We start from the raw sequence: 12,674 nt of genomic DNA on the forward strand, positions 1-12,674 counted from the left end.
ATTAGTATTTAATAATTTTTAAAGGTTCGAGATGTTGGATATAATCGGCGGCGCTCTGTTGATAATGGGAATGAGAATTTGCGACGTTTCTATTGGTACAATTAGAACAATTTTGGTAGTTCAGGGAAAAAAATATTTAGCTGGATTTGCTGGTATGATCGAAGTATTAATTTGGGTATTTGCGATGAGATTTATTTTCCAAAATCTTGATGAGACGTTAAACTTATTTGGGTATGCGATAGGATTTGGACTCGGAAACATTTTAGGGATAACTATTGAACAAAAAATCGGATTGGGATTTGCACAGTTAAATATAATTTCTAAAATATCTACAGATAAGATTATTGAAGCATTAAGAAAAGCAAAATTTGGAGTGACTGTCTTACCTGCTTATGGCGTATCTGGTAATGTATCAATTGTAGTTGTAATTGTGCCAAGAAAACAGCAAAAGAAAATCATTAAACTTGTTGAATCGATTGATGCGAATGCATTTATAACCGTTCAGCATTCACTTCCCTACCGAGGGTTTATTCATGGAAGTAGAAAATAATTCTAATTTACTATTATTGATAACTTGCGTTAAATTATTTTTTTCGGTAAAATCGTTGTGTCAAAAGATCAATGTTCTAATTATTTCATTTCAAATTATTCGGAGGTGTTATGTTTAAAAGAATCTTTACTGTTTCTCTCCTAAGTGCTTTGCTTTTGGGAATTAATATTTTCCCCCAAACTTCAAGTATGGAAGTTAGTCCAAATTTAGAGCAGGTTAAGCAAACCCAAACGCCAATTGAAGCAACCTGGGATGTTGAATTTAATTATGATGCTGCTACAGTTACTTTACTTGGTGGTAGTACAGGGGCTGTTTATATCCCCTCTTTAAACAAGTTCTGGACAAGCAGATGGGCTACTGCCCTTGCACATCAGTGGAATATGGATGGTACATTAGATATGGAATTCACTTTGCCATTTACTGGCACTAGAAATATGGTATTTGATGGTACATTTATTTATTGTTGTAATTCCACAACTACAGTTCAAATAGTTGATCCAGTAACCAGAACTGTTGTTGGTACAGTTTCTGTTGTTGGCGCTCCAAATGGTTTCAGATCGATGACTTATAATCCGGACGGTGATGGAGGCAATGGCTCATTAATCGGTGGAAACTGGACTGCCCCAAATTTGAATTTCTATGAATTCAGTATGACAGGTGTTTTATTAAGAACTATACCAAGTACTGTTACAGGTGTTTATGGAATTGCATACGATAAGTGGTCTGCTGGAGGTCCATTTTTATGGGTTTGGGGTCAGGGACTTGGAGCCGGAACACCTCAGATTATCCAACAAATGGATTTTAATACCGGAACATATACCGGTGTTCAACATGATGTTATGACAGATGTTGGCGTTGGTCAACCAACAACAACAGGAATTGCAGGCGGTATGTTTATTACAGACCAATTAATTCCTGGTGAAGCAACAATGGGCGGCGTGTTGCAAGGAACACCTAACTCATTCTTTGGTTATGAATTGACAACTACAAATGCTCCTCCTGTATTCTTTGATAATTTTGATGCATATACAGCTGGCAATTTAGTTGCGTGTTCAAATCCTACAGCTTGGACTACATGGAGTAATGCACCTTGTGGTGCTGAAGATGCAGAAGTTTCAAGTGCTTTTGCTTATAGTGGTACAAATTCAGCAAAAGTTATTTTTAATGATGATTTAGTTAAAGATTTTGGAACAGCTTTTACAACTGGAAAATATAAGATGAGCTTCCAAGCATATATTCCTGCAGGAAAAGCTGGTTACTTCAATACATTAGCTACATTTGCTGGATCGAACAGCTCTTGGGGTTTAGATGTATATTTTAATACAACAGGTGTTTGCAGCGTTTTTGCTGGTTCTGCAACAGCTATAGTAAGTGCTACTTATCCACCAGCTACTTGGTTCTTAGTTGAGCATATAGTTGATTTAGATGCAAATCTATCTGAATTAATAATTAATGGCACTTCTGTTCATACATGGCAGTGGACACTTGGCTCAATTGGTTCTGGATGCCCATTGACTTTGGATGCAAATGATTTCTTTGGTGCAACTGCAAATGATGAAATGTATTTTGATGATTATTCATTGGAATTATTATCTGTAGTACCAGTAGAGTTAACATCATTTTCTGCAAATGTTAATAATGGAAATGTTATTCTTAATTGGACAACTGCAACTGAACTGAACAATCAGGGTTTTGAAGTTGAAAGAAAAATCGCTGATGGTCAGTTTATTACAATCGGTCACGTTCAAGGTAATGGAACAACTACCGAGAGAAAAGAATATTCATTCACAGATGCTAATGCTCAAATAGGTAACTACACATATAGATTAAAACAAGTTGATTTTAATGGTGCATTTGAATACAGCAACGAAATATTTGTTGACGTAACTGCTCCATTGGAATTTGCATTAGACCAGAATTATCCTAATCCATTTAACCCAACAACGACAATTAATTTTTCACTTGCTGAACCATCATTTGTTAAATTAGCTGTTTACAATTTATTGGGTGAAGAAGTAAAAGTTCTTGTTAGTGAAAATAGAGGTGCAGGTTCCTTCAATGTTACTTTAGATGCATCATCACTACCAAGTGGAATGTATTTATACAAAATTGAAACTGCTCAGTACTCAAGTGTTAAAAAAATGATGTTGATGAAATAACTTTCATTCAATTTTATTTTCAAAAAAGGGCCGCTTCTTGCGGCTCTTTTTATTTATCATCTAACCTTCCTTTTAAATTATATTTAATAAACATCTATTATCAAAAATATTATTGCTACATATTGATTATTTCCTTTTACTGTGCTAATATTTACTCAGATAAAAACTAGTTATTCAATTGCTTAACTTATAGTCAGATTCATTTTATTATTTTACAGGAGGTTCTTATGATTAAATATATTTACACTTCTTTTTTCGTAATAGTCATTTTTAGTACAATTAGTTTTGCTCAAATTGGCTGGCAAGAAGTTACAACTCTTCCAAATGTTGCAAATATTAATTCAATTTCTGTTGTTGATGCAAGTGTTTTATGGGTTTGCTGCGATGGTGGTTCAGTATTTCGTTCAACTGATGCTGGGACAACTTGGAGTTTGAGAAATACAGGTGTTCCTGCTGTTAATCTTTATGGTATAGCAGCTACAGATACAAGCAATTGCTGGGTTGGTACAACGGCAGGTGCTATTTACAGAACTTCCAATGGCGGTGTAAATTGGATTCTTCAAGTTAGTGTTGCAGGCAGCTTTATCAATGGTATTCATATGTTTGATGCTAATAATGGTGTTTATACTGGTGACCCAACAGGTAACAGTGCACCATACCAAAATAGATTTACTACCGATGGTGGTACAACATGGACATTGGCAACAAATTCACCAATTGCAACAAATGAATTTGGTGTTATCAATGCTTGGGATTGGACTGATCAGAATCATTTCTGGGTTGGATCCGCAAACACAACTGCAAGTTCAACTACTTGTAAAATTTATTACACTACTACTGGTTTCAATGGAACCTGGAATTCAGCAACGGTTACTGGTGTCGGAACAACTCAAGGATTATACTATCAAGCTATTGGAATGACTGACAATAATAATGGAATGGCAGGTTCAAACAATGGGACTGTTGTAAAAACAACGAATGGTGGTGTTAGCTGGACTGCTGTTTCACCTCCATCAGCTCTTACGACTTTTGCTGTTATAAATATGAATGCACTAAAAGATGGATCAAATTTAATCCGTGTCGTCTTTAACAGCGGAACATCATATATGATTTATGCAACCACTAATTTTGGAACTACATGGAATCAGGAAACAATACCTGCTTCTGCAACATCTTTAGGTGTACAACATTTACAATTTATTGATGCAAATCTAGGGTTTGCTGGCGGTGGTAGCGGCGTTGTTTTGAAATATGTAGGAGTAGTACCAGTAGAGTTAACATCATTTTCTGCAAATGTTAATAATGGAAATGTTATTCTTAATTGGACAACTGCAACTGAACTGAACAATCAGGGTTTTGAAGTTGAAAGAAAAATCGCTGATGGTCAGTTTATTACAATCGGTCACGTTCAAGGTAATGGAACAACTACCGAGAGAAAAGAATATTCATTCACAGATGCTAATGCTCAAATAGGTAACTACACATATAGATTAAAACAAGTTGATTTTAATGGTGCATTTGAATACAGCAACGAAATATTTGTTGACGTAACTGCTCCATTGGAATTTGCATTAGACCAGAATTATCCTAATCCATTTAACCCAACAACGACAATTAATTTTTCACTTGCTGAACCATCATTTGTTAAATTAGCTGTTTACAATTTATTGGGTGAAGAAGTAAAAGTTCTTGTTAGTGAAAATAGAGGTGCAGGTTCCTTCAATGTTACTTTAGATGCATCATCACTACCAAGTGGAATGTATTTATACAAAATTGAAACTGCTCAGTACTCAAGTGTTAAAAAAATGATGTTGATGAAATAACTTTCATTCAATTTTATTTTCAAAAAAGGGCCGCTTCTTGCGGCTCTTTTTATGCCAAGAATATTGCATAAATGAGAGCACAATATTATATTTCGCTCGTCTTTTTTAGACTATGTTTTAAGTTTATTGTACGCGGGAATAGCTCAGTTGGTAGAGCGCAACCTTGCCAAGGTTGATGTCGCGGGTTCGAGTCCCGTTTCCCGCTCTAAATCCACTTAAAGTGGATTTTATTTTTTATATTTGGCGCTGTACCCAAGTGGCTTAAGGGGAAGGTCTGCAAAACCTTTATTCGTCGGTTCGAATCCGACCGGCGCCTCAAATTTACTTCAATTCTATTTTCCTTTATAATTTAACTCCTAACCGACCAAAATAATTTTGTATTCATTTGTAACATTTTTTTTAATCTCTTCATTTGAGATTTAAATTTAGAAATTAATCGTTTCTAGCGACATTTTTTAATAATTTATTGGCATTACATTGGTAATATGGATTAAATCAAACTATTTTAATTTCATCAAATGTTTAAAATATCTTTCTTTTTATTACTTATTGTAATTACATCAACTAATCTTTTTTCTCAGCAACAGTCTGATACCTCTAAGGTTCTAGTTAAATTCAACGAACCAATGTCTCGTGAAGGCATTTTTAATATAAATAACTACGTTATTTATCGTGATGAAGCCACACCAATTGCAATTTACAAAGTAGGAATTGTTCCTGGTGATACTGCCGTTGTCTTATACACGGAAAGATACATTCCACAGTCATCTTATATGATTATTATTAATAATCTTCGTGATAAAGCTGGAAATATTATCAATGAGAGTCATAAAATGGCTTTTTATTGATTCACAACAATTATCACATCAATTCCCTAACCTAAATAACTTTTTTTTCTTATTTTTAATACGTTAAACAATGTATTTATATGCAATATTTATTTAGTGCTGTTATAGGATATTTGTTTGGATCAATTCCGACTGCTTATATTTTGCTTAAAAAAACAAGCGGAATTGATATTACTCAAGCAGGGACAGGCAATGTTGGAGCAATGAATTCTTATGAGGTTACTAATTCAAAATTAATCGGAATCTTAGTTTTAATAATTGATTTTCTAAAAGGAATGATCCCAGTTTTTGTAGTTTTGTTTTTATTCGAATCATCATTTTTCATCGCCTCCCTTTCGGTTCTTTTCGCTGTATTTAGCCATTGCTTTAATCCCTGGTTAGGGTTTAAAGGCGGCAGAGGATTGGCAACTGCTGCAGGCGGAAGTGTGGTTATCTTTCCGGTATTGCTAGTCGCCTGGATAATATTTTGGATATTAGTTCATTTCATAAAAAAAGATATTCACATTGCAAATATTTTTGCTACAGTTTTGTCATTACTTTCCATTTTATCATTTTATAAATACTTAATTCAATTCGCTTATCCCCAACCGGTTTTAGTGAACGAATTATTACTTTTTACTTCCGCAGGATTATTGATAATTTTTATTAAACATATTGAACCATTACACAAAATTCTATCAAACAAAAACAATTAAAGATATGATTACCAGAAAAGCATTTGTCTCAACTATCGTTGTTCTAACAATTTTATTTTCAACTTCATTTTTTTATCTAAACTCAAAACTACCAGATAATTTTTTTGCCACCACAAATTCTAAAAATGTTTCACTCGCATCTTTTGAACAGTCGAAAAAATTTAATGATGAGATTACCAATTCAAGAGAAAATATTATTACTAGCACTGTTAAAAAGGTAAGTCCTGCAATAGTAGGAATAAATGTAATAGAAATCAGAAAATACAGAGATCCTTTTAGCTCTTTTTTTGATGATCCTTTCTTTAAACAGTTTTTTGGCAACAGAGGTAATTCCAGTCAGAAAGTTCAAGGATTAGGTTCAGGATATATTATCTCGCCAGATGGATATATCGTAACAAACGATCACGTTGCGGGTAACGCAACTGAAATTACAATTACAATGACGGATGGCAGCCACCATGAAGCTAAAATTGTCGGTTCAGATCCTGTATCAGATATATGTTTACTTAAAATTGATGGTAATAATCTTCCCTTCGTTGAGTTAGGAAATTCCAAAGATATTATTATTGGTGAATGGGTAATCGCATTAGGAAATCCATTTGGATTATTTGAACTCAATGATAAACCAACCGTTACCGTGGGTGTAATCAGTGCAACAGGAATGAATCTTGAACCAATTAACGAGCGGTATTATTTAAATATGATTCAGACAGATGCTGCAATTAATGGTGGAAATAGCGGTGGAGCATTAGTGAATTCAATTGGAGAAGTTATTGGAATGAATACATTAATTTATACTGCCAATGGTGTTCAAGGAAATATAGGACTTGGTTTTGCTATTCCAATTGATAAAGTAAAAAAGATTGTTACAGAACTTAAAGAAAATGGAAAGATTGATAGAGATTTTCAAATCGGTATGAGCATCCAGTCTATTGATGCTGGCATAGTTAGTTATTACGATTTGAAAAGTAATAAGGGTGTAATAATTACTAAAGTTTTACCTAATACACCGGCAGCCGGTGCAGGATTAAAAAGCGGCGATATTATTCTGGAAATTGATGGATTCAAAATCAGTAATGAACAAACCATCTTTGGAGTTTTCCAGGAATTTAGAGCAGGACAAGTAATAGAAGTAAAAATTATTCGGGAAAACGCTGAGTTAACAAAAAAAATGAAATTGGAGAGAAATAAATGATAGAGAGATATACGCTTCCCGAAATGGGAAATATTTGGGAAGATAAATTTAAGTTTGATACTTGGTTACAAATTGAAATTCTTGCTTGTGAAGCTCGTGCTGAGATGAACGAAATTCCCAAAAGTGATGTGGATATAATCCGTAAGAAAGCTGATTTTGATGTTAAGAGAATACTAGAAATTGAAGAAACAACTAAACACGATGTAATTGCTTTTTTAACAAACGTTGCTGAATATGTTGGGCCAGAATCACGACACATTCATTATGGAATGACTTCTTCAGATATTTTAGATACAACTCTCTCCTATCAAATGAAGACTGCTGGTGAGTTACTCTTAAAAAGATTATATGAACTTAAAGATGCCTTAAAAGTAAGAGCTATTGAGCATAAAAATACTGTTTGTGTTGGTAGATCACACGGAATACACGCTGAACCAACATCCATGGGATTAAAGTTTGCTTTGTGGTATGAAGAAACAAAAAGAAACATAAAAAGATTACAAAGTGCTATCGAGATAATTAGCGTTGGTCAAATCTCTGGAGCTGTGGGAACCTTTGAACACTTATCGCCAAAAGTTGAAGAGTACGTTTGTGACAAAATGGGATTAAAACCTGCTTCGGTTTCAACTCAGGTAATTCAAAGAGATAGACACGCTGAGTTTTTAACAACTCTTGCTATTGTTGGTGCAACTTTAGAAAAAATATCTGTTGAAATTCGGCATTTACAAAGAACAGAAGTACTTGAAGCGGAAGAATATTTTTCAAAGGGGCAAAAGGGTTCTTCAGCAATGCCTCATAAACGTAATCCAATTGTTAGTGAACGAATAACTGGCTTGGCAAGAGTTCTTCGCAGCAACTCTATTGCCGCTTTAGAAAATGTTGCTTTGTGGCATGAGCGCGATATTTCACATTCATCAGTTGAAAGAATTATTGTTCCGGATAGCTGCATAGCTTTAGATTATATGCTTGATCTTATGGTGAAACTAATATCAAGACTTTTAATTTATCCAGAAAATATGATTAAAAATCTTAATCTAACAAGAGGATTGGTCTTTTCTCAAACGATACTATTAAAACTTGTTACTAAAGGTATCTCAAGGGAAGATGCATATAGAATCGTACAAGATTCAGCTATGAAAGTTTGGCAGGATGATAAATTAAATTTGAAAGATGAACTGGCTAACTCAGATGAACTTCGTAAATATATTTCCGTTGAAGAATTAAATGAGATATTTGAAAACAAAAATATGTTGAAAAATGTTGAGTTTATTTTTAAGAGAACAGTTCTAATTAAGGATTAATATGAAACTTTTTAATTTCTTGACAATCGCAACTATCGTCGCAGCATTCATAATATTGCAAAGCTGTGGTGGTAATGCAGATAATTTAGATATAGGAAATGCAGCTCCAGATTTTACTTTGCAGGATTCTGATGGAAATTATTTTCAATTGTCAGACTATAGAGAAAAAAAACCTGTTGTAATTTACTTCTATCCAAAAGCAAACACACCAGGTTGCACTAAACAAGCCTGCGACATTCGTGATTCGTTCAAAATATTTGAAGAAAATAACGTTGCTGTTTTGGGAATCAGTGTTGATTCTAAGGAATCAATTAAAGAGTTTATCGACGATCACAACCTCAACTTCCCTCTTCTTTCTGATGAAATGAAAGAAGTTAGCAAAGCCTATGGTGTGTTAAATACAATTGGAATAGATTCTCGAATAACATTTATAATTGATAAACAAGGCAATATTGCAAATATTTTACTCGATGTTGATTTAGAAACACACGCAGAAGATGTTTTTAATCTAGCAATTAAGTTAAACTAGAATTATTTATCATCTTCTTTTTTAGTAAACATTTTATACAATCCGTATCCCGCCATTGTCAATCCAAGTAATCCACCTGTAGTTTTTAAAACTTTGGAGTTAGCAAATTTCTCAAGGCTCATTCCGCTTCCAACCTGCTTCATTTCTTCACTCGAGTAGATTGAGTTCATAAACTCTACACGATCTTTAATAGATTTGAATGCAATAATAACTTCTGCGGAATCACTTAAAGGTTTAAATTGAATTGCACTTTTGTCTGAATCATTTTCATCGATATCCTCGAGTGGTTCAAATTCCCATTTACCTCTAAATATTGAATAATTAACAGTACTTCTTGGCTCGCGAGAATATAATGGATCATTAAATACAATTATCTTTTTTCCATTTCGGTCAAGTACTTCAATTTCATCTTTATGATCAATTTCATTTTCGATTTCTGCAAAAATGTCTTCTACTGATGCGCTTAAAGTATCTGAGATTTGAGATTTTCTTCTTAATATTTCTCTAGATTTTACCATATCCTTTTACCAATCTGAATTTTTTCACAGTTAAAATTTATAGAATATTTTGTCCATTTCTATAAAACCAAATCAATAATTGTTAGGGAACACATTTAATCTAAGTATAGTCTTATTAGCTTGAAAATATTTGAGTATTTATATATTTATAACAGGCAAAATCAATATTTTAAATAAAGTTTTCAAGTTAGCATCAAGAAAGAGTTAAATGATCAAAGAACAAAGTAAAAAGATACGCAGCATCGAGTTTTTGGCGATTGTATTTATTTCAATCAGTGTTTTTTCAGGAAATACTTTCAAAAATGTATCAATCCCATCTTCAACAGACAGTCTAACGATTTTAAAACCGGCAAGTCAATATCAATTAGAAAATCAGTTGATCACTTCAATTTTAACTAGATATCATTTTAAGGAATTTCAAATAAATGATTCGCTTTCTAGCAATATCTTTAGTAGATATTTGGATGTTCTTGATCATGGAAAAAACTATTTTCTTTTGTCTGATATTGAATCATTTAATTCTGAAAAATATCAATTGGATGATAATTTGTTTAAAGGTGACATTCAATTTTATTATGATGTATTTAATGTTTATATAAAAAGATTGAATGAAAGAATGGTATACATTGATGACCTTCTAAATTCAGAATTTGATTATACGATAGACGAAAATTATTTGTATGATCGCGATAAATCAGATTGGGCAATAAATAAATCCGAATTAAATGAACTGTGGCGCAAACGATTGAAAAATGATGCATTGACTTATAGATTGAATGGAAAGGATTGGGAGTTCATTCAAAAGACTCTTAAAAAGAGATATAAAAACTTTGCGCAGTTCTTAAATCAGTATAACTCTGAAGATGTTTTTCAACTTGCTATGAATTCATTTACAGAAGCTATTGATCCACACACAAATTATTTTTCGCCCGTTACCTCAGATAACTTTAAAATAGATATGAGTCTTTCTTTAGAAGGAATTGGCGCAAGACTACAAACTGAAGATGACTATACAAAGGTTGCAGAAATTATTCCCGGTGGGCCAGCAGATAAAAGCGGATTACTAAAAGCCGATGACAAAATTATTGGTGTTGCACAGGGTGAAGAAGGAGAATTTGAAGATATTGTTGGATGGAGAATTACTGACGCAGTTAAATTAATACGCGGCGCAAAAGGAACTTTGGTTAGATTACAATTACTAAAAGCAGGAAGCGATTTAAATGCAAAACCTATCGAAATAGCAATAATACGTGACAAAGTTAAGCTAGAAGATCAGGCTGCAAAAGGAACTGTTTTGGAATTACTTAATGAAGAAAAACCTTATAGAATTGGTGTGATTGATATTCCGAAATTTTATAATGATTTCGAAGGCCAAAGAAATGGTGATGGTAATTTTAAAAGTACAACCAAAGATGTTAGAAAGATTTTGGATTCATTAAAAACAGAAAATGTTGATGGGGTAATTATTGATTTACGTGAAGATGGTGGAGGTTCACTCCAAGAAGCAATTGAATTAACAGGTTTATTTATAAAGAATGGACCTGTTGTTCAAGTTAAAAATTCAGATGGAAATATTGATATTGCCAAAGATCCTGATCCCTCGATTGTTTATGATGGCCCATTGGCAGTTTTGGTAAATAGATTTAGCGCCTCCGCATCAGAAATATTTTCAGGTGCAATTCAAGATTATGGAAGAGGATTTATTATTGGTGAACAAACTTATGGCAAAGGCACCGTTCAGAACTTAATTGATCTAAACAGATTATCATCGCAAAAAAATTTGAATTTAGGTCAAGTAAAATTAACCATAGCAAAGTACTATAGAATAAATGGAGGTAGTACACAAAATCTTGGTGTTGTTCCGGATATCTCTTTCCCATCAATGATTGATCCTAAAGATTTTGGGGAAAGTTCTGAGCCCAGCGCTTTACCTTGGGATGAGATTAAGTCCGCAGATTTTAATAAGTTTTCTGATTTATCAAAATATATACCCGATTTAAATACTAAGCATTTAAATAGAGTCTCAACCGACAAAGATTTTAAGAATCTGCTAGAGGATATAAATATCTATAAAGAGAATAAGAAAAAATCATTTTTATCATTGAATGAAGAAATCAGGAAACAGGAAAAACAAAAAGAAGAAAAAAGAAAAAATGAGAGGGATGGCATAAATCAAGAACAAAATGAAGCCGAGTTGTTAGACGATGAAGTTCCAACTGTAAAGAAAGATAAAGAGGATTTTATTCTCGATGAAACAGCTAAAATTCTTTCTGACTATATTCTTATGAGCGTTAGTTAGATGTAAGGTATTAAACCGTTTATAGAATCTAAAAGCTTAGTCTTTACAATTGGTAAAAGTGTTTCGTTGAATGGAAAGTCTAATTCAGTTTCACATATATAAACCATTGGGTCATATAGGTTTTGAGAATGTTTTATAAAATCACTCATCAATTGAATCGGATTATCATTTACCAGCTTAAATGGAATTGAACGCAACAATTCAAGATCTAAATATTCGACTGGTTCATCAATAGACCAGTTTATTGAAAGTTCGTATAAATAGATTTTATATGCACTGATTTTATTATCTGGTACAAGCGTGTATCCTTTGCCTCTATACTTATCTGTATTACAACAAGCTACAACTTTTATGTTCTCGTAAACAAATTGTTTAATAATTTCAGCCTCATCTAACAGATCAATATTCTCATTCAATCCCCACTTCACAAAGTCAATTAATCTATCAAGCTGATAACTTATTTGGTGTGCCTTTTCTAAGATCACTAGTCTGTCGTCAATAAATGCACCTTTAACTTCTTTTTCCAACCAGTATTTTGACTCAATATTTTCTGAAAGAATATCATTGAATCTATTCTGCAGCTGCCAAGCATAATCTAAAGCAGGAAAAAGTTTGTTTTTCCTAATATCATTTTGCCATCGCCTCATAGTCTGCAAAAATGTGTATCTATTGGTCTCCCAATCGGAGCCGCAAGAAGTTATTTTTGATATGTCTAAGTTCATTTTCATAATGTTGATATCAATAAAGCAAATGTCAG

Annotated in this window: 11 protein-coding genes and 2 tRNA genes; 11 read left to right on the forward strand and 2 right to left on the reverse strand. The window is 33.0% G+C overall.

Annotated features, from left to right (window positions below):
* Window positions 1-31 precede the first annotated feature (31 nt).
* The 10 genes from IPJ23_05175 to IPJ23_05220 all read left to right on the forward strand — a co-directional run bounded on the left by IPJ23_05175 (window position 32) and on the right by IPJ23_05220 (window position 9,100).
* A complete protein-coding gene (locus IPJ23_05175; protein MBK7630082.1) occupies window positions 32-550 on the forward strand; it encodes a DUF2179 domain-containing protein in 519 nt (172 codons plus the stop codon).
* Window positions 551-660: 110 nt separating this feature from the next.
* Window positions 661-2,709: a T9SS type A sorting domain-containing protein gene (locus IPJ23_05180; protein MBK7630083.1), complete on the forward strand. Its 2,049-nt coding sequence runs from the start codon at window positions 661-663 to the stop codon at window positions 2,707-2,709.
* Window positions 2,710-2,936: 227 nt separating this feature from the next.
* A complete protein-coding gene (locus IPJ23_05185; protein MBK7630084.1) occupies window positions 2,937-4,532 on the forward strand; it encodes a T9SS type A sorting domain-containing protein in 1,596 nt (531 codons plus the stop codon).
* A 132-nt stretch (window positions 4,533-4,664) separates the two neighbouring features.
* Window positions 4,665-4,737: transfer RNA gene (locus IPJ23_05190), tRNA-Gly, on the forward strand.
* Between the two features lie 37 nt (window positions 4,738-4,774).
* Window positions 4,775-4,848 (forward strand) — tRNA-Cys (locus tag IPJ23_05195).
* Window positions 4,849-5,050: 202 nt separating this feature from the next.
* Complete coding sequence (locus tag IPJ23_05200) at window positions 5,051-5,380, forward strand: hypothetical protein (protein MBK7630085.1); 330 nt, start codon at window positions 5,051-5,053, stop codon at window positions 5,378-5,380.
* An 80-nt stretch (window positions 5,381-5,460) separates the two neighbouring features.
* Window positions 5,461-6,075 (forward strand): glycerol-3-phosphate acyltransferase, encoded by a 615-nt coding sequence (locus tag IPJ23_05205; GenBank protein ID MBK7630086.1) that lies wholly within the window; start codon window positions 5,461-5,463, stop codon window positions 6,073-6,075.
* Between the two features lie 4 nt (window positions 6,076-6,079).
* On the forward strand, window positions 6,080-7,270 hold the full coding sequence (locus IPJ23_05210) for a trypsin-like peptidase domain-containing protein (protein MBK7630087.1): 1,191 nt from the start codon (window positions 6,080-6,082) through the stop codon (window positions 7,268-7,270).
* A complete protein-coding gene (locus IPJ23_05215; GenBank protein ID MBK7630088.1) occupies window positions 7,267-8,571 on the forward strand; it encodes an adenylosuccinate lyase in 1,305 nt (434 codons plus the stop codon). The genes IPJ23_05210 and IPJ23_05215 overlap by 4 nt, the downstream gene beginning before the upstream one ends.
* Window position 8,572: 1 nt before the next feature.
* Window positions 8,573-9,100 carry a peroxiredoxin gene (locus tag IPJ23_05220; GenBank protein MBK7630089.1) on the forward strand — a complete coding sequence of 176 codons (528 nt, stop codon included), beginning with the start codon at window positions 8,573-8,575 and terminating at the stop codon, window positions 9,098-9,100.
* Between the two features lie 2 nt (window positions 9,101-9,102).
* Here the strand turns inward: IPJ23_05220 and IPJ23_05225 are convergent, their stop codons facing one another.
* Window positions 9,103-9,618: a hypothetical protein gene (locus tag IPJ23_05225; protein MBK7630090.1), complete on the reverse strand. Its 516-nt coding sequence runs from the start codon at window positions 9,616-9,618 to the stop codon at window positions 9,103-9,105.
* A gap of 208 nt (window positions 9,619-9,826) precedes the next feature.
* Between IPJ23_05225 and IPJ23_05230 the strand changes: the two genes are divergently transcribed.
* Window positions 9,827-11,917: a carboxy terminal-processing peptidase gene (locus tag IPJ23_05230; protein ID MBK7630091.1), complete on the forward strand. Its 2,091-nt coding sequence runs from the start codon at window positions 9,827-9,829 to the stop codon at window positions 11,915-11,917.
* Here the strand turns inward: IPJ23_05230 and IPJ23_05235 are convergent.
* Window positions 11,914-12,639: a hypothetical protein gene (locus IPJ23_05235; protein ID MBK7630092.1), complete on the reverse strand. Its 726-nt coding sequence runs from the start codon at window positions 12,637-12,639 to the stop codon at window positions 11,914-11,916. The genes IPJ23_05230 and IPJ23_05235 overlap by 4 nt on opposite strands.
* Window positions 12,640-12,674: the final 35 nt, after the last annotated feature.

This window comes from Ignavibacteriales bacterium, from assembly GCA_016709765.1.
Classification (GTDB): Bacteria; Bacteroidota; Ignavibacteria; order Ignavibacteriales; family Ignavibacteriaceae; genus IGN3.

Excerpts from the sequence above, each read along its gene's own strand:
- IPJ23_05175 (MBK7630082.1), top strand. The coding sequence starts at position 32 with ATGTTGGATATAATCGGCGGCGCTCTGTTGATAATGGGAATGAGAATT.
- IPJ23_05180 (MBK7630083.1), top strand. The coding sequence starts at position 661 with ATGTTTAAAAGAATCTTTACTGTTTCTCTCCTAAGTGCTTTGCTTTTG.
- IPJ23_05185 (MBK7630084.1), top strand. The coding sequence starts at position 2,937 with ATGATTAAATATATTTACACTTCTTTTTTCGTAATAGTCATTTTTAGT.
- IPJ23_05200 (MBK7630085.1), top strand. The coding sequence starts at position 5,051 with ATGTTTAAAATATCTTTCTTTTTATTACTTATTGTAATTACATCAACT.
- IPJ23_05205 (MBK7630086.1), top strand. The coding sequence starts at position 5,461 with ATGCAATATTTATTTAGTGCTGTTATAGGATATTTGTTTGGATCAATT.
- IPJ23_05210 (MBK7630087.1), top strand. The coding sequence starts at position 6,080 with ATGATTACCAGAAAAGCATTTGTCTCAACTATCGTTGTTCTAACAATT.
- IPJ23_05215 (MBK7630088.1), top strand. The coding sequence starts at position 7,267 with ATGATAGAGAGATATACGCTTCCCGAAATGGGAAATATTTGGGAAGAT.
- IPJ23_05220 (MBK7630089.1), top strand. The coding sequence starts at position 8,573 with ATGAAACTTTTTAATTTCTTGACAATCGCAACTATCGTCGCAGCATTC.
- IPJ23_05225 (MBK7630090.1), bottom strand. The coding sequence starts at position 9,618 with ATGGTAAAATCTAGAGAAATATTAAGAAGAAAATCTCAAATCTCAGAT.
- IPJ23_05230 (MBK7630091.1), top strand. The coding sequence starts at position 9,827 with ATGATCAAAGAACAAAGTAAAAAGATACGCAGCATCGAGTTTTTGGCG.
- IPJ23_05235 (MBK7630092.1), bottom strand. The coding sequence starts at position 12,639 with ATGAACTTAGACATATCAAAAATAACTTCTTGCGGCTCCGATTGGGAG.